The following is a 19,156-nucleotide window of genomic DNA, read 5'->3' on the forward strand; positions in this document are numbered from 1 at the left end:
TTCGATGTCCTTCTTCGACCGTTTTCGATCCTCGCCTCGCCTGTTGGTGACCCTCGGCATCCTCGGCGGCAGCTTTCTCGCCGCCATGGAAGCCACCATCGTCGCGACCGCCATGCCGACCGTCGTCGACCAGTTCGGCGGATTGGCACACTACAGCTGGGTGTTCTCCGGCTACATGCTGACGTCGACGGTCACGACGCCGGTGTGGGGCCGCATCGCCGACGTCCACGGGCGGCGTCGACCCTACCTCGTGGCCATCGGGTTGTTCCTGCTGGGGTCGATGTTGTGCGGCGTTGCCACGTCGATGACGCAGCTCATCGCCTTTCGCGCCCTGCAGGGTGTCGGGGCGGGCGGCATGCTGCCGCTTGGCATGGTCATCATGGGCGACATGTTCTCGCTCACGGAGCGAGCCCGCGCGCAGGCGCTCTTTGCCGGCGTCTGGGGGATCTCCTCCATCGCCGGCCCCCTCATCGGCGCGGTGCTCACCGAGAACGCGTCGTGGCGGTGGATCTTCTTCATGAACCTGCCGTTCGGCCTGGCGGCGGCGTTCCTGGTGGCCCGGTTCCTGGTCGACCGCCTGGGTCACGATCGCGGTGACGTCGACTACATCGGCGCCGGCGTGCTCATGAGCGCGGTCACCGCGCTGATGCTCGCGCTGAACCAGACCGGCGTGCCCGACGCGTCGCTTTCGCCGACGGTGGTGCGGATGCTCTATGTCTCGGCGGTCGCGCTCGGCGCGCTGTTCGTGCTCCTCGAACGCCGCACGGCGCATCCGACGCTCCCGCTGTCGCTGCTGGCCAACCGCATGGTGGCGACCACGACCGCGAGCGGCGCGCTGCTGGGGATCGCCATCTTCGGAGCGCTGGCCTTCGTTCCCCTGTACGTGCAGGCGGCGCTCGGTCGAACCGCGCGCGAAGCGGGCAGCGTGCTGACGCCCCTGCTGCTTGGCTGGGTGTCGATGTCGATCGTCACGGGCCGCTTGCTGCCGCGCGTGGGGTTCCGGCCGTTCATCCTCGGCGGACTCAGTTTCGTGTCGGTGGGCTTCCTCGGCCTGGCCACCGTGCGGCCGGACGGACCGATGTGGAAGCTGCATGTGGACCTCGGCCTGATGGGGATCGGGATGGGGATGACCATGCTGTCGCTGCTGCTGGCGGTGCAGGCGACGGTCGCGCGCGAGCAACTCGGTGTGGCCACCTCGCTCGGGCAGTTCACGCGCAGCATCGGCGGGGCGATCGGCGTCGCCGTGATGGGGGCGATGGTGGCCGCGTCGCTGCCGTCGAGCGGTCCGACACCAGCCGCCCTGGCACTGGGGCTCCATCGCGCCTTCGTCACGGGGGCGGTGGTGTCGCTGGTGGCGCTCTGCTCTGCATTGCTGGTCCCGGGGGGCTTGCCCGAGCAAAAGAAAACGGTCGGGTAAGTTTTACTGTTGGGTTTCAGGACACGGATGAGTCTGTCTCTCGATGGGCCAAAAACTACCTTCAGTTAGCAGGCTTGGTGATGCGATGGTTGAGTTGGGACAAAGCGCCTCAGGCTGGCACGGTTGTTGTAGAGGTGAGGGTGACTTTCGACGGCGTTCGCAGGGCACTTCCGCGAGCGGCCGGTCGTAGAGGGAGGCTTCACCGTGAGTAATGACAACACCCCCGAGCAGGGCGAGACGCGCCGCAAGGAGCGGCGCGGATTCGCGTCCATGTCCCCAGAGAAGCAGCGCGAGATTGCCAGCAAGGGCGGTCGCGCGGCGCACATGAAAGGGACCGCGCACGAATGGACGTCCGAAGAGGCCCGCGCTGCGGGTCGCAAGGGCGGACGCGCCAGCCGCGGCGGTCGCGGCCGGCTGCCGGAGGGCGGCGCTGCCGAGTAGGCGGCCCACCGACCTCATCTCCACGAACCCGGGGGACGTCCAACAACGGACGTCCCTCTTTTCATTTCCGCTGAACGTTCTGCGGCTCACGTTGTCGTGCAGCGGCAACGCAGGCAACATGGATCCCGTGACGGTACGAGGACTCGGACGGTGCCTGCTCTGCGCCTGTCTCGCGTGGGCATCCGCAGGCGGAGCCGCTACCGCCCAGGAGGGGACGGGCGCACCCGACGCACGCCGGTTGAAAGTGCGTAGTCTCGATATACAGGGTGTGTCAGGTCTGGACGTGAGTCAGCTGACAGGGGTCCTCGCCACCCGTGAAAGCGGCGGCCTGTTGCCCTTCCTCGGCAAGGATCGCTACTACAACCCACGGCAACTGCAAGCCGACCTCTATCGCATCATCGCGTTCCTCTCCGACCATGGGTGGCCGAGGGCGCGGGTGACGTCGGTGGACCTCGATCGGGACGAGGAGGCCAAGGCCGTCGACGTGACCGTCCACGTGGACCAGGGCCCGCCGGTCATCATCGACAAGGTCGAGACCTTCGGGTTCGACGTCCTCGAGCCGCGTGACCAGGAGGCGGTGCAGCAGCGGATCTCGGTGGTCGCGGGCCGGCGGCGTGTGCAGGGTGACGTCCGCAACACGCGTACCGCGACGCTGGCCGTGTTGCAGGAACGTGGCTACGCGTACTCCACGGTCAACGTCCTCGAGGGCGAGGGCACGGCGCCCGGCCACGTGTCGCTGTACGTCATCGCGGAGCCAGGACCGCAGGCGTTGTTCGGCACCATCACCGTCCGTGGCAACCACGGTGTCAGCGACGGCCGCGTGAAGTCGCTGCTGTCGATGAAGGAAGGGCAGGAGTTCCGCATCAGCCGCGTCGTCGACACCCAGCGGCGCCTGTACAACCGCGAAATCTTCCAGTTCGTGTCGGTCAACGCCGAGCCCACCAGCACCGTTGGCGCGCCGGTGCCCGTCAACGTCGTGCTCACGCAGGCCAAGCCGATGCGGCTCTCGATCACGCCCGGCTACGGCAGCGAGGAAAAGGCCCGCATCACCACCACCTTGCGGCACCTGAATTTCTTCGGCGGCGCGCGTACCGCGCTGGCGACCGTGCGCTGGTCCTCGCTGGATCGCGGCGTCCGGCTGAACGTCGAAGAACCATCCTTGTTCCGGCGCGGCGTTTCGATGAGCGTCGGCGCCCAGTACTGGTACGCGGACGAACCGGCCTACCGGTCGACGACCAAGGGCGGGCGCGTGACCTTTGCCAAGCAGCGCGAGCGGAGCGATCCGGTGCGTCGGAGGCAGTCGCTGACGACGTTGTCGGTGACCGTGGTCGACGAATACGAGGACTACACGGTCTCCGAAGAGGCCCTCAACGACCCGGACTTCTACGACGACCTGATCGCCCTCGGGCTGAACCCGAACACGGGGCGAGGCAAGGGCCAGTTGCTGGCGCTCGCCGTCGACCTGCAGCGCAACACCACGCCGAACCTCATTGACGCCAAGGGTGGATACCTCGTCTCCGCGCACGTGGAGCAGGCCGGCAACTGGATGCCTGGCGCCTACAACTACACCGAGTACACGGCCGAGATGCGCAAGTACCACACGTTTGGCAACATCGTCGTTGCCGGCAAGGCCCGGGCCGGCACCATCGACGCCCCTGGCCTCCTGGCCGCCGACGTGCCGTTTTTCAAGCGTTACTTCCTCGGCGGCTCGTCGGGCATGCGCGGGTGGGGCCGATTCGAGGTCTCGCCCCTGACGTTGTCCGGCAACCCCATCGGCGGGCATTCGATGTTCGAGGGTTCGGCCGAGGTGCGCGTCCCGGCCTTCGCCAAGTTCGCCATCGTCGGCTTCGTCGATGCCGGCAATGTCTGGTACGAGACCCTGGACTTCCACTTCGACGAACTGCGGGTCGACGTCGGCCCCGGTCTCCGTTACCTGACGCCCATTGGCCCGGTCCGTGTGGACTTCGGCTACCAGCTCACGCGCATAGAAGGCTTGCTGGTCAATGGCGAGCTCGAGCCGCGCCGCTGGCGGATCCACTTCAGCGTCGGGCAGGCGTTCTGATCATGGCGCGCGGACGGCGGGCCTTGAGAGCCCTCGCGATCGTGGCGGTGCTGCTGGTGGGTCTGCTGATCGTGGCGGCGGTCCTCACGCAGACGGCGTGGTTCCGGGAACGGCTGCGGCGTCTCGCCGTGCGCCAGGCCGAGGCGGCGATCGAGGGAAGACTCGAGATCGGATCCATCGAAGGTGATCTCCTTCACGGCGTGACGCTGCGTGAGGTGGCCGTCGTGCAGGGTGACGTCCGCGTCGTCCGGGTTGGCCGCGTCCAACTGACCTATGGCGTTGGCGACCTTGCGTCTACCGGCCGCACTGTCCGCCAGATCACGATCGACCAGCCCGTGATCGAGGCCATCCGGACGCCGCAGGGTTGGAATGTCGCGCGACTGCTGAAGCCGCGCCCGCCTGCTGATCCGAACAAGCCGCGCGCCACGTTCACCTTGCCCGAGATTCTGGTGACCAACGCGGTCGTGACGGTGCGTGAGATCGGTGTCGCGCAGACGCAGGCCATTCCGCGACGGATGGAGGGGCTGACGTTCGAGGGCGGCATCGCGAGCAGCCCGCGCGAGTTCAGCGCCGACATCCGTCGGCTCACTTTTCGGGCTGGGCAGCCCGACCTCGATCTGCGATCGCTGGCGGGACGGATCGTCAGCGTGCCCAACGGCTGGCGCTTCCAGACCGTGACGGCTCGGACCGCCGAGTCCACACTGACAGTGGATGGCACCCTGACGCGTTCGCCGGCGACGTCACCCTGGGCCTTCGACCTCGACGTCACCGGGCAGCCGGTGTCGTTGCCCGAGATCTCGCGGTTCATCCCAGCGACAGCCTTCGAGCTCCATCCTCGTCTCGCCGTCGGCGTGACCGGCACGGTCGACGCGCTGAAACTGGACGTCGACGTCACGCAGTCGGAAGCCGGCCGGGCCAAGGGCAGCCTCTCGATCGATACGACGGCGCCGATCCGCGGGCTCGCGGGCCACCTCACGGTCGCCGACGTCAACCTTGCCCCGATCGTGAAGGATCCGGTTGCGGCCGGCCGCATCACGGGCGATGCCACGTTCGACCTGCGGTTCCCCTCGGCAACCGCCGGGTTTCCCGTCGACGGCACCTACACTTTCACGGGGCCGCGTGCCAGTGGGTACGGCTACGAGGCGACCAACGTCAAGGCGACCGGCTCGCTCGACGGGCGCAACATCAGGCTCGATGCGTCAGCGAACGCCTACGGAGGCAGTGCGTCGACCAAAGGGACCATCGCTCGTGCCGGCCAGGGGCAGCGCGAGCTGACACTCGATCTTGCCGGACGGGTCGCCGGCGTCGACCTGCGGAACCTGCCCGCCGCGTTGCGGATTCCGACGCTGGAGGCCGACCTGACGGGCACCTATACCGTCCGCGGCGCACTGTCATCGGTGAAGGCCGACGCCGTGCTCGACCCCTCGACCGTCGAAGGCGCGACGCTCGTGGATGGGACAGTAGGCTCCTTCCAGCGCACGTCGCGCGGCTTCACCTTCGGCGCAGCCGGGACGGTGGCTGGACTGGACCTGCAGCGACTCGGTCGGCGCCTGAAAGTCCCCGCGATGACCGATCCGAGGCTGTCCGGCGTGGTCAACGGGACCTTCGATGTCGCGGGAGAACAGCGCGGGCGCGAGGGCGTGCGCGTCGAGGCGAGCGGTACGCTCACCGACACCCGCGTGTACGAGGGCTACGTGCCGCAGATGGGCTTCACCGCGACGCTCGACGGTAACCGCCTCGACGTGGCCGCGAAAGGCCGGGCGGAGGACTTCGAGCTGGAGACGGTCTCGGAAACCCCCGCGGCGACCGGGGTGCTGCGTGGCGACGTCGATGTCCGCGTCGCTCTCCCCGACGTCCGCGCCGTCTCGCTCGACACGGTAGGCGTCGAGGGAACGGTGACGCTCGACACGCCGACGCTGTTCGATGTGCCCTTCACCACCGTCGGCGCCGACCTCACACTCGCCGGCGGCTTGCTCACGGTGCGACGACTCGACGGCCGCGGCGATGGCTTCACGCTGACCGGCAATGGCGCCGTCGGCCTTGGCCCCGACGATGTGTCCGATTTCCGGTATCGCATCGAGGCCGACTCGTTGGTGAACCCGACCAAGGTCGCTGATCTTCCGATCACCGGATCGGCCACCACCGAAGGCCGGATCACCGGCACCCGTGCGGACTTCCTCGTCACCGGGACGATGGCCGGCGACCAGGTGGCCTACAGCGACACCGTGGCGGCCGGCACGGTCACGGCGCAGTACGCCGTCCGCGTGCCCGATTTCGATCCGGAGCGCGTCGACGTGCAGACGTCCATCGACGGGCAGCAGGTCCAGGTGGCGGGACAGGTGCTGTCGACGGTTACCGGCACCATCGGGTATACCACCGACCTCGTGCGCTTCGACGCCTCCGGCACGGACGCCTTGCGTGCACTCGCCGCGCGCGGGACGTTGCGGCTCGAGGACGGCGGGCAGCGGCTCACGCTCGAACAGGCGCAGGTCTCGCGCGAGGGCGTGCAGTGGGGGCTGGCGCCCGGCACCATGGCGCGGGTCACGATCACGCCACGGCAGGCCACGGTCGGCGAACTGCACCTGGCCAGTGGCGCGCAGCGCCTCGATCTGGAGGGCACCGTCGGCCTCGCGACCGATGCCGAGTCGTCCCTGCGCGTCGGGGCCAACGGCGTCGACATCGGTGACGTGCTCATGCTGGCTGATCAGAAGATCGAGGCCGATGGCGTACTGACGGCGTCGGCGACACTCGGCGGCACGCGCGAACGGCCTCTCGCCGACGGCAATCTCGAGATCACGAAGGGGAGCATCCGCAAGATCGACGTCCAGCGCCTCGGCGGCCGTGTCACCTTCGATGGCACGCTCGCGCTCATCGACCTCGAACTCGTGAAGGACCAGTACGCGCGGCTGACCGCGAGGGGGGTGTTGCCGCGCACGCTGCTCGAGGGCAAATCCGACGAGCATGTGGCGGCCACTGTTGCCGATCGCCTCGACGTCGCCATCGTCTCGACGCCGATCGACCTTGCGATGGCCGAAGGGGTCAGCGAGTACGTCACCAAACTGGGCGGGCAGGCACAGATGGACGTGCGCGTGACCGGGTCCGGCCGCGACCCGCACGTGGAAGGGGCGGTGTTCCTGACCGACGGCACCTTCGTTGTCCCGATGACGGGCGTGACTTACAAGAACATCGACGCGGTGTTGACCTTCGAGGAGGAGCGCGTCCTCATCTCGGAACTCGGCGTCGAGACCGACAACGGGGACCTGTTGACGGTGCAGGGCGAGTTGGGCCTGAGCCGGCAGCAGGCGCGCACCGTGAGCATGAAGATGAAGGGCAGGGACTTCCGCGTGCTGGACAACCACTACGGGGTCCTCGACCTGGACGCGGACGTGACGATCTCGGGGACGCTGCTGGCGCCGGTCATCGAAGGCAGCCTCGATGTGTCCGACGGCCGTCTCGAACTGGACGAGATCGTCCCGGAGGTCGCCAACACCAACTACGCGACCCGGGCGGAGTACCAGGGCATCCCGACGGCGCGCCTGCGTGGCGCGATTGTGCCGGATCTGCTGGGCGCGCAGGACCGCGCGCCCGAACTCGTGGCCGGCACGAACACCTTCAACCTCGGTACGGCACCGGTCGGCAGCGCCGTGCCTCCATCCGGCGATGGTCCGAACGCGCCGCCGCCGTCGCCGCTGGGAGATCCGTCCACGGGAGCGAAGGCGCCTGCTGCTGGTGCACCCGCGGCAAACGCCGCCCCCCCGGCCGCTGGTGGCGGCAACAGTCCGGCGGCGGCCACACCGACCTCTGAGGAGGGTGTCTTCGCGCAAACCGCACTCAACGTCCAGGTGCAGATCCCGGACAACCTGATCGTCCGTGGGACGAGCATCGAGGCCGCGCGCGCGTCGGTCGGCGACCTGAACGCGACGCTCGGCGGCGATTTCCGCGTCGCCAAGACGGCCGGCAAGCCAGTCGTCCTGCTCGGCACCGTCAACACCGTCCGGGGCGTGTACTCGTACCAGGGCCGCCGCTTCGACCTGGTGCGTGACGGACAGATCCACTTTCGCGGCGCGGAGGAGATCGATCCGCGGCTGGACATCACCGCGCAGCGCATCATCCAGGGCGTCGAGGCACGCGTGCGCATTCAGGGGACCGCCCGCAATCCGTCGCTGTCGTTGTCCTCGAACCCGCCCCTCGACGAGGGCGACATCCTTGCACTTATCGTCTTCAACCAGCCAATCAACCAGCTGGCGACAGGGCAGCAGAGTTCCCTTGCCGAGAAGGCCGGAGGCATTGCCGCGGGGTTTGTCGTCTCGCCGCTGGCCGAGGCTCTCGGGAGCACGCTGGACCTCGACCAGTTCGAAGTGGAGACCACCGATCCCAGCGGCCGCGTCAACCCGGCGGTGGTCATCGGGCAGCAGGTCACCCAAGACTTGTTCCTGCGGTTCCGCCAGCAGTTCGGCAACCAGCAGGTCTCGCAATTCCTGCTCGAATACCGCCTCGCCGATTTCCTCAGGCTGCAGGGCAACGTCGCGGAGGGTGACGGACTCACGGCGGGCAACAGGTCGCTCACCCAGCGCATCGAGCGCTACGGCATGGACCTGGTCTTCTACTTCTCGTTCTGAACGCGGGCTCCGGCGGCCGGACGCAGGCCGGCCATTCCCGAGTCCCGATTCCCGATTCCCGATCAGTCGACTGTCGACCAAGGTCGACAGCTACACCACTGTTGGATGTCGACAGCTACACCATTGTTGGATGTAGGCGTCGAGCTTGCTCGACGCTGATCAGGATCGACGTTTGTCCAGGCGTCTGCTGGGTACCCGGCACCCGGTGCCCGGTGCCCGGTGTACGTGTTTGTCGATTCCCGCGAGGCCCGTTCGTCTTGAGGCAACGGCACGCGGCGCGGGTATGGGCTCGTATCCTTGCTGCCGAGGGAGATCGACGAATGGCCAAGTACCTGCTGCTGTTGCGCGACACCGGCACCTATCCCGACATGAGCCCCGAGGCGATGCAGGCCGTGCTCCAGCGCTACATCGACTGGACGACCGGTCTCGCGACCCGCGGCGTGCTCGTGGACGCAAGCAAGCTGTACGACGGCGCTGGCCGCATCGTCCGCGGCGGACGGCCGCAGCCGGTCGTCACCGACGGGCCGTACGTGGAGGGCAAGGAGGTCATCGGCGGCTACTACGTCGTCCAGGCCGCGTCGTATGAGGACACCGTGGCCTTGTCCTCCGATTGTCCGCACCTGGATTTCGGCTCGATCGAGATCCGCGAACTCGAGGCCATGGGTGGCGAGCAGTCCTGAGCGGCTCGTTGACCACCTGTTCAGGGAGGAGGCGGGCCGGATGGTCACCCGCCTCACCCACGTGCTCGGGGCGAAGCACCTGGGCGTGGCCGAGGACGCGGTCCAGGACGCGCTGCTGCGCGCGCTGCAGGCCTGGCCTGTGGGCGGCGTGCCAGCGCAACCTGCGGCCTGGCTGTTCACGGTCGCGAGGCATCGGGCCCTCGATCGCCTGCGTCGAGATACGTGGTTTCGCGACCGCGAGGGGATCATCACGGCGGCAGTCCTGGCACTGGGCGAGCAGGGGTGCGACGAGGGACGACTGCCGTTCGGCGACCCCGACCTGTGCGTGATGTTCCTGACGTGCCACCCGGCGCTCTCGCGGGACGCGCGTGTGGCCTTGACGCTCAAGACGGTGTGCGGCTTCGGCGTCGACGAGATCGCGCGCGCCTACCTGCAGCCGGCGACGACAGTGGCGCAGCGACTCGTCCGGGCGAAGCGGACGTTGCGTGACACCGATGCGGTGGCCGATATGCCCGCGCGCGACGAGCTCGTCCAGCGTCGGGCCGCGGTCCTCGAGGCGTTGTACCTGATGTTCAACGAGGGCTACGCGGCGCACGACGGCGAGCACCTGACACGGCCCGACGTGTGTGAGGAAGCGGTCCGGCTGACGCGACTGCTCGCGGTCGCTCCCGCAACCGCGTGTCCGGCCGCGTCGGCGCTCCTGGCGCTGATGCTGCTGCATTCGGCACGGTTGGCCGCCCGTACGTCGAGTGAGGGCGACGTGTTGCTGCTCGACGCGCAGGACCGCAGACAGTGGGATCGGGCGCGACTGGCCGAGGGGCTCGCCTGGTTCGAGCGCAGCGCGTCGGGCGACGATCTCTCGCCGTACCACGTGCAGGCTGCGATCGCCGCGACGCATGCCGCGGCTCCCGACATGGCCCGCACCGACTGGGCGCGCATCGTCGCCCTCTACGACCAGTTGCACCGGCTGGCGCCGTCACCGGTCGTGCAGTTGAATCGCGCGGTCGCCATTGCGCAGTGGCAGGGGGCTGCTGCCGGCCTTGCGGTACTCGACACCGACCGCCTGCTCTCGCGCCTCGACGGCTACTACCTGGCACATGCGGTGCGCGGCACCCTGCTCCTGCAGGTGCGGCGTCCCGCCGACGCGATCCAGGCATTCGATCGCGCGCTGCGATGTGGATGCTCCGCGCCAGAACGCCGGCTCGTCGAGCGTCGGCGCACCGCGGCGCAGCGTGCGCTACTCGCGGACGATGGCGTCGATCGGGGAGAGGCGAGCGGCGCGAATCGCCGGATACGTGCCGAAGACCAGGCCGACGATGAGGGCAGCGAGCGCGCTGATGATCAACGTGCTCGGACTGACTGACGCGTGGATGAGGGCTTCGGTCCGTGATCGGATGATGGCGGTGGTCGCATACGCGCCAGCGAGGCCCACGATCACGCCAATCACGCTGCCGGTTGCGGAGATCGCCACCGACTCGGTCAGGAACTGGGTGAGGATGTCACGCCGCCTGGCACCGACGGCCTTGCGGATCCCGATCTCGCGCGTGCGCTCAGCCACCGACGCCAACAGCACGTTCATGATCCCGATCCCGCCGACGAGCAGCGAGATGGACGTGAACGCGCCGAGCAGCAACTTCATCACGAGGATGCCCTGGGTGACCTGCGCCAGCCGCTCGGGGCCGTGCGCGACGACGCGGACCTGATCGCGCCAGTCGGCCCGGCCGTTCGCGAGGCGCTCGAGGCGACTTCTGGTTTCAGGTGCCGCCTCGACCTGGCTGACGGTCACGCTGAGGGATCGAGCTCGGGGCAGCGGTACCGTGACGAGCGCGTCCTCTGCCGTGTCGAGCGGCACGACGGCCGACAGGGTCCGGGCACCAGGCGGATCCGCCACGAGGCCGATCACCCGGTAGGACGCGCGGCCCAGCGTGATCACCCTGCCGACCGCTGCCGCCCCGCCATTGCCTTGCAGCAACGTCGCCGCGGTCTTCGGCGTCAGGATGGCGACCCTGGCGGCGGTGCGAAGTTCGTCGGCGCTGAACCAGCGCCCAGCCGCCATGTCGGTCGGCGGGACGACGCCGGCCAGCCAGAGCCCCCGCAACCGGACGGCGTGCAACGCGGTCCCGGGTGAGGAAGGGAACTCGACGCAACTCGTGCCGGACGCGCACCCGGTCAGGGCCGTGCCCGTGACCTCGAGGCGAACCTCCGTGCCGGGCAGGACAGCGGCCACGCGCTGGGCATCGGCGGCGGTGAAGATGGGGTAGCGGCTGCGAGGCACGCGGTGACCGTCGAACAGATCGTCGGTCCGGGCCTCCAGGGTGATGCGTTGCAGGCCCTCGAACGCGATCCGTTCGCGTGCAAAGGACTCGGCCCCGTCGCCAAGCGACAAGACCGCCGCGAGCGACGCCGCACCCATCACCACGCCAATGGTCGAGAGCAGGGTCCTGAGCGGATTGGCGCGGAGCGCATCGAGTCCGGTAAAGACAGCGGCATGCACGGGCAAAGAGACGTCCGGAGGGACGGCTGGGTTCCGAATCATGGTAATGCCGCGATGCCGCGATGCCGGAATGTCGAAGGCCGACGGCCGACGGCCGAGGGCCGAGGGCCGAGCGCGGATCAGAGCCACCAATCGGGGTGTCTCAGGCCTCCGGGCTCAGGCTTGTCGACTCCCGACTCCCGACTCCCGTTCTACTCGTAGTGGAGCGCCTTGACCGGGTCGAGTCGCGCCGCCTTGCGGGCCGGGTAGACGCCGAAGAGCAGTCCCACGGTGACCGAGACGGTGAAGGCCAGCACCACAGAGAACGGCGTGATGACGGTCGTCCACCCGGCGAAGAACGCGACCAGGCGAGAGATCAATACGCCGACGACCACACCCAGCAGCCCGCCCAGGCCGGAGATGATCGTGGCTTCGATCAGGAACTGACGTACGACCTCGGCCTGCGTTGCCCCCACCGCACGGCGGACACCGATCTCCCGCGTCCGCTCGAGGACGCTGGCGAGCATGATGTTCATGATGCCAATGCCGCCCACGAGCAACGAAATCGAGGCAATGGCGACCATCACCATCTGGAAGATGCGCTGGGTGCGCCGCTGCTCGGCCAGCAGTTCGGCCGGCACGACCAAGCTGTAGTCCGGAGAGCGGCGATGCGTTTCATCGAGCAACCCGCGGATGGCCTGGGCTGCGCTCGGCGACGCCTCGGACGACGTGACCTGGACGAACAGCCCGTCGATCTCGTCCTTGAAGCCGCTGGTGTTGTCCTCGAGCCGCAGGATGGCCGTCCACACCGGCACGTAGATCAGGTTGTTCCTGTCGTCGGCGGGCAGGCCGGACGTACCGCGTGGCGCCGCCATCTGCGGCCGCGTCACGCCGATGACACGGAGCCACTGTTCGTTGACCTTGACGTGCTTGCCCAGGGCTGCCGCGCCGGGAAACAGGGCGTCGGCGATGCCGTCGCCCAGGACCGCCACCGGCGCTGCGCTGCGCGACTCGTTGGCGTCGAAGAAGCGGCCTTCGGAGATGACCAGGCCGGCGATCGACTGGTACTCGGTCGCGACGCCGAACACGACCGGGATGTCCCGGCCAGGCCGGGGCAGCAACGCCGTGGGCGTGAACCGCTTCCGGGGAGAGATGGCCGAGATCGCCGGGACGTTTGCCTGGACGAGGCGCATGTCGTTGAACGTCAACCCTGGCGAAATCGCGCGCATCTTGTTCAGCGTCTGCCAGTCGGTGGCCTCACGCGCCTCGACGATCAGGTTGCGGACGCCGAGGTTCTCGATGAACGCCATGACCTGCTGTTGTGCGCCGGCGCCAATCGACAGCATGGCGACGACCGCCGCGACGCCGCAGATCATCCCCAGCATCGTCAGGAGCGACCGCAGCTTGTGCGCGAGCAGGTTCTCGAGGCCCATGCGGACATCGGGCCCGAGCCGCGACGTCCAGATATGCGTGCGGCGAGGCCGCGAGGCTGGCGCGTTCATCGCGCACCTCCTGCGGCCGGCGGCGCTGCTGCCGCCGGTGCATCGTCATCGATCACGGCGGGATCGCGGAGCGCGACAAGGGCGCCTTCCGCCAGTCCATCGACGACCACGCGCGACTGTGTCCGCGCCACCACCTTGACCTTGGTCGGCACGTAGCGCCCGTCCTGCTGGAGGAACACCGTCGGCGTACCGTCCCGATCGAACACGGCCTGCCGCGGCAGGGACAGGGCGTTGCGGAGCGGTGTGCCCTCGATGCGGATGCGCGCAGTGCGGCCGGCCTCGATGCCTTCGGGCAGTGCCGGCATCGCAAAGGTCACGTCGAACTCGCGCTGGGTGCTGGCCCGCCAGAACGGACCGCGATCGGCCATGCCGGACACGGCGAGTACGGTCGCGGGCATCGGGGCCCGTGCGCTGCCGTCGATCAGGACTTCCGCCTTCTGATTGGCCTTCACGGTGGTGGCGAGCGACTCGGCCACCCTGGCCCGCACCTGAATCGCCGTGGGATCCAGCACCTGCAGCACGGGACGTCCGGGCTGCACGCTGTCTCCCTCGCGATAGTCGGGGAGGGACATGCCGGGGTACCCGAAGCCTCCGGACGCATCCATGTTCTGCCGCACCGCGACGACGCCGGCAAAGGGCGCACGGATGGTCATCTGTTCGATGGCATGGCGGGCGCGATCGCGCGCAAGGATCGCCTTCTGCCGCTTTTCGTCGGCGACAGCCCGCGCGGCCTCGCTCGTCCTGGCGCGTGAGCGGACGTCCTCTTCGATCTGCGCCAGCTTGCGACGGGATTCGTCGAGCGTCAGCTCGTTCTTGCGCGCGTCGACCTCGGCCAGCAATTCGTTCGTCGTGACGTCGAGTTCAGCCTTGCGCACGTCGAACCGCGCCTTCAGCAGGTTGACCTCGTCCTGCGCGGCCTGCACGGCGCGATCGGCGTCGAGCTTCTGGAGTTCGAGCCCGGCCTCTTCGACCTCGCTCTCGCTCGTCTCGAGTGCGAATTCCTGCTCGGCCGTGTCGAACCGCATCACCACTTCGTCGGCGGTGACTCGGGTTCCGGTCGGCGACAGCTGCACGAGGCGGAGGTTGCCGCCGACGGCCGGGGCCGTGATCAGTTGCGAGCGCGTCGCGACGAACTCGCCTGCGGTGTGGACGTCGGAGCTCACGTCGCTTCGTTCGACCTTCGTGGTGGGCATCTCCTCACGTCCGGAGGCGGTGCCGCACCCGCAGGCCGCGACGGCGGCGGCGAGAACGATCAGCGCGTCGCGCGCGAACGTGGTCATTCCGTGCCGCCCCCGATGGCAGCGAGCAACTGGTCGGCGTCGGGCGGCGCGGTGACCGCGACCCGTTCGCCGGGCGCGAGTCCCGAGGCCACGGCCGTCACGTCGTCGTTACGGTAGGCCACGCTGACGTATCGCGGTTCGATGCCCCGCGGCGTGACGACGTAGGCGATGGGGCGGCCGCCATGGGCGAACAAGCCCCGCGAGGGCACCAGGATCTGGTTGTCGTGACGCCCCACGCCGACGCGGGCCACGGCACTCATGCCTGGCCGCAGGCGCGCCTCGGCACGCGTGAGGTCGAGCACCAGTTCGAAGCCTCGCTTGGGCGGCCAGCCGCCAGAGAAGTCCAGCTTCGCAATCGTGCCGATCGAGACGATGCGCGCGGTCAGTTCCGAGTCGCTCAGGGCGTCCACGCGCACGGTGGCTTCCTGGCCGACTGACAGGCGGCTGCGATCCACTTCGTCGACCATCGCGGTCATGCGCGCGGAGGCAAGATCAGGCAGTTCGGCAATCTGCGCGCCCGCCCAGGCGGCGTCGCCGACCTGGAACGGCCGGTTGCCCTGGCCGAACTGGCCCGCTCGCCAGTTTTCGAGCACGACCATGACGCCATCAGTGGGCGCGCGGATCACGAGCGCCTGCAGACCACGCGACGTCCGTCCGACTTCCGCCTGGGCACGTTCGAGCTTGCCCTCGAGGCTGCCGACCGTGGCCTTGGTGACTTCCCGGCCGCTCGACAGCACGGTGTCGGTCTCGCGCAGCTTCTGCTCCTTATCCGAGAGACCGAGGCGTGCCTTCTGCTCGTCGAAGCGCGACTGGAGTTCGCCGACCTTGACATCGAGCTTGGCGCGCTCGACGTCGAATTCCGCAGTCACACGGCCCGTCGTGACCTCCTCGAGCTTCAGGCGTCCTTCGGCGTCGGCCTTGCTGATCTCCGCATGCGAGGCGCGCAGGTCCGACTGCTTCTCGTCGAACCGCTGTTTCAGCGCCGTGGCGTCGAAGGCGATGACGAGATCGCCCTTCTTGACGCTGGAGCCGTTGGCCGCCATTTCCAGGATGCGCAGGTCGCCGGCATCGGACGGCGCGGTCAACGACTGGGAGCGCAGGGCTTTGATCTCGCCCCGGATGGTGGCTCGATCCAGGAACGTGCCTCGCGTGACCTCGACGGTCTCCGTGTCGAGCGCGGTCGCGCCGCCGCCGAGCGCCTGCCAGCCACCGACGGCGACGGCCGCCAGCACGATGGTCGCCACGGCGATCCGACGGTGCCCCTTGCGAATGGTCATGACCGTGCGCCTCCCGGGAGATCGACCCGATCACCGGCCGCGACGCCCTTTTCGATCACCGCCTCGCGTTCGGTGAGCGCCGTCACTGTCACCGCCCGCCACTGCCCGTTGACCGAGACGCCGGCCACGCCGTCGCGCCAGCTGATGGCTTGCCGCGGCACCGTGAGCGCCTTGGACCAGGCCCCCAGGCGTACGTCCACGGCGGCAGACAGGTCGGGCGTCAGGGTCGCATCGGCGTTCTGTACCGAGAACACTGCGAGGAGCGTCCGGACCTTGTCCGACATGCCTGGCGTGGCGACGGGCGCGAGTCCGTCGAGCCGACCGCTGTAGCGTTGCTTGGGGTAGGCATCGAGCGTGATGTCGGCAGGCAGGCCGACGGTCATGCCCGGCAGATCTGACTGGTTCAACTTGACGCGGACCCGCATCGCACCCTCGGCGACCACGTCGAGCAGTCCGAGGCCGGTGCGCACTTCCTCGCCCTCCTGTGGCTCTCCCAGCCGTCCGCTCTTCCAGATTGTGCGCAGGACCGCGAGACCTTCGATGGGCGCCCGAATCAGCAGACGTTCGGCGTTGGCTTCGGCGTGCTCCCAGGCGCGGCGTGCGCGGTCACGACGGACCTCGAGGGTCCGTACTTCGGCCCGGGCCGCCGTGAGCTTCAAGTCGTAGGTCTTCCGCAGCTGCGCCAGTTCGGCCTCGGCGGCCTCCCGGAGCAACAGGTTCTTCTCGGCCTCGATCTTGGGCAGGAGCTCGTTCTTGTCGACTTCCAGCCGGGCCAGCTTGAGGGCGTTCTCGGCTGTCATCAGCGCGGTTTCGTCCTTCGCGCGCTGTTCGGCCTGCTCGGCCTGCTTCTTCCGGACCTGCTCGGTGAGGTCCCTGAACTCGGCCTTCTTCTCCAGCGCCAGGTTCACCTGGGCCTGGCGGTCGAACTCCACCAGGAGATCTCCGACTCTCACGCGCGTGCCGTTGGTGACAATCCGCGTCACCACCAGGGCGTTCGGGCTCTGCCCCGTGTTCAGGCCGCCTTGTCCCATGATGCGCGGGACGACGACGGCAGCGGCGTTCTGGGCCTCGACCGACCCGTGCAGGCGCAGCACGTGGGTGACGTCGCGACGCTCCACGACGGCGGTGGAGGACGGCGCCGACGCCGTGGAGTCTGCCACCGGGGCCGACGCACTGCCGGACGCGCAGCCCACCGCCGCGAGTAGCAGGCCCAGGGAGATGAGGCGCGAGATGGAATGCACGTGTTTGCCGCGTTAGACGAAAGTATCAGGGGAAAGGTTGGATATCTCAGCCAGTACGTTTCCAGCACGTCGCGAGGTGGTCGTCCACGAGCCCTGCCGCCTGCATGAACGCGTAACAGATGGTCGGACCAACGAACGTGGCCCCCATTTTTCGCAACGCGGCGCTCATCGCGTGCGCCTCTGGCGCTGCGGTAGGCACCTCTCCCATTGACGTCCAGCGGTTGATACGTGTGCGACCGCCGACGAAGTTCCACACGAACGCATCGAGGGAACCGTCACGGACCTGAATCTCCTGCACCGCCTTCGCGGTCCGAATCGCACCCCGTACCTTCAGCCGATTGCGGACGATGCCCGGATCGGCGAGCAGTCTCGCCACATCTTCGTCGCCATACGCCGCCACCCGATCGATGTCGAAGCCGTCGAACGCCTGGCGATAGGCCTCGCGCTTACGCAGCACCGTTATCCAGCTCAGCCCGGCCTGCGCGCCTTCGAGAATCAGCAGTTCGAACAGTCGCCGGTCGTCATGTACGGGGACACCCCATTCCTCGTCGTGATAGGCGACGTACAGCGGATCGGTTCCACACCAGGGACAGCGCATCGTCGAAACACTCTAATGCCTGATGCTCAGATCTCAGGTCTCAGGTCTCAGGTCTCAGGTCTCAGGTCTCAGGACGGAGGCCGGGCGTCAAGCGTTAACGGACGTGGCAAGAGCCCTGTAATGCCGCGATGCCGCGAATGCCGCCAATGCTGGGAATGGCAAGCGCCGACCGCAGCCCCGCGGCGATGCGGATGTAGCCGTCGACCTTCAGGTCCACGGACGGTGTCGTTCTGCGGTGTAGCCGTCGACCTCGGTCGACCGACGACGGCGGGGAGACCGGCGTCGCTACCCTACGCTCGCGGCGCGCGTAGGGTCTTGACGAACTGCGTGAGCAGGTCCTGGTCGAAGTGCGAGGCGAGGTGGGTGGACATCAGGTGCAGCGCATCCACCGGCTTCATCGCGCGCTGGTAGCTGCGATCGCTGGTCATCGCGTCGTACACGTCCGCGATGGCCGCGACGCGCCCGAACAGGTGGATGTGTTGCGGTTCGAGCGCACGCGGATAGCCGTGGCCGCTGAGGCGTTCGTGGTGCTGCGAGACGGCCACCATGCCGAGCGATCCCATGCGTCCATCGGCCTGGAGGATGTGCTCGCCGCGGACCACGTGCGTGCGCATCAAGGCCATCTCCTCCTCGGTATATGCGCCGGGCTTCACGATCAACTCGCGGGGTAGTTCGCTCTTGCCGATGTCGTGCAGCAGGCCACCGAGCGCGAGGTCGCGGAGATCGCTCGCGTTGCGAACGCCGGCGGCATGCGCAAGACCGGTGGCGAAGATGCTGACGTTCATCGAGTGCCGGACGGTGTCGTAGTCGCGCGCCATCAGCGCCGCCATGTGGCCGAGCGCTTCCTTCTCCTTGACGATGAGCGCGACGGTCTGCTGCGCGACGCGCCTCGTGCGCGGCACGGCCTCGGTGTGACGCGGGTCGATCATCACGGCCTCGAGCGTCGTCTGCGCGGCCGACTGCAGTAACTCGACCTTCCGAGGAGTGGCGATCTGCGGGTTCGCGAGCAGGGTCTCGAGGTGGCGCTCCACATAGTGCTCGTAGCGCCGGCGCTCGTCGCCCTTCAGCCAGAGCGTCTGGACGTTGTTGGCGAGCAACCGGGCGTGGTGAGCGGTCGTGAACTCCAGGTCCGGACCGCGGAACAGGACGAAGTGCCCCGGCGATGTCTGGAGGTGCAGGTGGAAATCGACGACCGAGTCTATGACCAGGCCATCGAGATGCACGGGGATGTAGATCGGACGCACGTGACCGAACGCCGCCCGGACCGACCCCTCGGGCGTCTCGGGCACTGACAGCACGGCGCGTGCGGGGCTCGCCACGGCGGGGAGAGTGCAAGACGCGGGCCGATACGGTCGAGTTGCGTTGCGGGCCAAACGCGTGATCACGTAGAACTCCCTCAACACCACCGTCCCGGCGTCGGACAGAAACGTAACTGCCGTGCCAGCAGACCGTCACGTGGTCGTCGTCCCGGCGTCGTCACCGGATCACCGCCCGCGGCTAGGGTGGCCGCAGGTGTGCGGATCCGGCGCAACTGCCGGACGACAGGCACGCCTTTCGAGGACATTG

13 protein-coding genes and 1 pseudogene are annotated in these 19,156 nt (G+C 68.3%); 6 read left to right on the top strand and 8 right to left on the bottom strand.

From position 1 onward, the window contains the following. Positions 1 to 4: 4 nt before the first annotated feature. The 6 genes and pseudogenes from LuPra_RS14830 to LuPra_RS34150 all read left to right on the top strand — a co-directional run. A complete protein-coding gene (locus LuPra_RS14830; RefSeq protein ID WP_157899207.1) occupies positions 5 to 1,417 on the top strand; it encodes an MDR family MFS transporter in 1,413 nt (470 codons plus the stop codon). 204 nt (positions 1,418 to 1,621) lie between these two features. Further along, entirely contained in the window at positions 1,622 to 1,858 is a 237-nt protein-coding gene (locus LuPra_RS14835; protein WP_237050918.1) for a KGG domain-containing protein, read from the top strand. Positions 1,859 to 1,976: 118 nt separating this feature from the next. Then, positions 1,977 to 3,920: a BamA/OMP85 family outer membrane protein gene (locus LuPra_RS14840; RefSeq protein WP_110171469.1), complete on the top strand. Its 1,944-nt coding sequence runs from the start codon at positions 1,977 to 1,979 to the stop codon at positions 3,918 to 3,920. Positions 3,921 to 3,922: 2 nt separating this feature from the next. Further along, a complete protein-coding gene (locus LuPra_RS14845) occupies positions 3,923 to 8,539 on the top strand; it encodes a translocation/assembly module TamB domain-containing protein (RefSeq protein WP_110171470.1) in 4,617 nt (1,538 codons plus the stop codon). A gap of 320 nt (positions 8,540 to 8,859) precedes the next feature. Then, on the top strand, positions 8,860 to 9,219 hold the full coding sequence (locus LuPra_RS14850; RefSeq protein ID WP_110171471.1) for a YciI family protein: 360 nt from the start codon (positions 8,860 to 8,862) through the stop codon (positions 9,217 to 9,219). A 40-nt stretch (positions 9,220 to 9,259) separates the two neighbouring features. Further along, a pseudogene (locus LuPra_RS34150) lies at positions 9,260 to 10,051 on the top strand (RNA polymerase sigma factor); the annotation flags it as partial. A 405-nt stretch (positions 10,052 to 10,456) separates the two neighbouring features. On the opposite strand, the gene LuPra_RS14860 reads toward LuPra_RS34150, so the two are convergent. The 8 genes from LuPra_RS14860 to LuPra_RS14890 form a co-directional block, all read right to left on the bottom strand. Continuing rightward, entirely contained in the window at positions 10,457 to 11,713 is a 1,257-nt protein-coding gene (locus LuPra_RS14860) for an ABC transporter permease (RefSeq protein ID WP_162271404.1), read from the bottom strand. A gap of 191 nt (positions 11,714 to 11,904) precedes the next feature. Beyond that, on the bottom strand, positions 11,905 to 13,194 hold the full coding sequence (locus LuPra_RS14865; protein WP_234800899.1) for an ABC transporter permease: 1,290 nt from the start codon (positions 13,192 to 13,194) through the stop codon (positions 11,905 to 11,907). Further along, on the bottom strand, positions 13,191 to 14,474 hold the full coding sequence (locus LuPra_RS14870) for an efflux RND transporter periplasmic adaptor subunit (RefSeq protein ID WP_110171474.1): 1,284 nt from the start codon (positions 14,472 to 14,474) through the stop codon (positions 13,191 to 13,193). Before LuPra_RS14870 ends, LuPra_RS14865 begins: the two co-directional genes overlap by 4 nt. Next, positions 14,471 to 15,751 (bottom strand): efflux RND transporter periplasmic adaptor subunit, encoded by a 1,281-nt coding sequence (locus tag LuPra_RS14875; RefSeq protein ID WP_110171475.1) that lies wholly within the window; start codon positions 15,749 to 15,751, stop codon positions 14,471 to 14,473. Before LuPra_RS14875 ends, LuPra_RS14870 begins: the two co-directional genes overlap by 4 nt. Then, on the bottom strand, positions 15,748 to 16,992 hold the full coding sequence (locus LuPra_RS14880) for an efflux RND transporter periplasmic adaptor subunit (protein ID WP_110171476.1): 1,245 nt from the start codon (positions 16,990 to 16,992) through the stop codon (positions 15,748 to 15,750). Before LuPra_RS14880 ends, LuPra_RS14875 begins: the two co-directional genes overlap by 4 nt. 46 nt (positions 16,993 to 17,038) lie before the next feature. Beyond that, entirely contained in the window at positions 17,039 to 17,590 is a 552-nt protein-coding gene (locus tag LuPra_RS14885) for a DNA-3-methyladenine glycosylase I (RefSeq protein ID WP_110171477.1), read from the bottom strand. A gap of 94 nt (positions 17,591 to 17,684) precedes the next feature. After that, on the bottom strand, positions 17,685 to 17,807 hold the full coding sequence (locus tag LuPra_RS33920) for a hypothetical protein (RefSeq protein WP_257724514.1): 123 nt from the start codon (positions 17,805 to 17,807) through the stop codon (positions 17,685 to 17,687). A gap of 73 nt (positions 17,808 to 17,880) precedes the next feature. Then, positions 17,881 to 18,909: an HD-GYP domain-containing protein gene (locus tag LuPra_RS14890; RefSeq protein ID WP_110171478.1), complete on the bottom strand. Its 1,029-nt coding sequence runs from the start codon at positions 18,907 to 18,909 to the stop codon at positions 17,881 to 17,883. Positions 18,910 to 19,156 lie beyond the last annotated feature (247 nt).

The organism is Luteitalea pratensis (assembly GCF_001618865.1).
Lineage (GTDB): Bacteria > Acidobacteriota > Vicinamibacteria > Vicinamibacterales > Vicinamibacteraceae > Luteitalea > Luteitalea pratensis.